Annotated in this window: 1 protein-coding gene; it reads right to left on the reverse strand. The window is 76.7% G+C overall.

Annotated features, from left to right (window positions below; genetic code table 11):
* The coding region (locus LPA54_RS40220; protein ID WP_228985374.1) for a GDSL-type esterase/lipase family protein at positions 1 to 387 on the reverse strand (387 nt) is incomplete at its 3' end.
* Between the last annotated feature and the right edge of the window lie 30 nt (positions 388 to 417).

A 417-nucleotide genomic window follows, 5' to 3' on the forward strand; every position in this document is an offset into this window, starting at 1 on the left:
GCCGGGGACGCCGGAGCGGAAGGCGGCCGTCTGCGTCACTCCGCCCGACGACAGGGCCGCATGCACGAGGTCGGCCGCCGCCCGCATACCCGCCTCGTTGGGGTGGTAGGTGGACCGGCCCTGCGCCGGGCGGTACGACTCCACCCACGGGTTCGCCGAGCATGCGTCGTGGCCGCGGCTCACGCCCGCCAGGTCGACCAGGGTGGCGCCCGTCGCGGCGGCCGCGTCGGCGGTGGCGGCGGCCCGGCGCGCGGCGATGCTCCGTTCGTAGTCCGCCTGCTCGTCGGTCAGGGGTGCGACGGCGCACGTGCCGGAGTCCGGCAGCAGGGTGAAGTAGGTGACCAGGTGGACGCGGGCCTGGGGCGCCACGGCGTGGACCGCGCGCACGATGTCCGCGATACGGCCGGGGAGTTCCGG

Source organism: Streptomyces sp. DH12 (assembly GCF_020873895.1).
In the GTDB taxonomy this organism is placed as follows: Bacteria; Actinomycetota; Actinomycetes; order Streptomycetales; family Streptomycetaceae; genus Streptomyces.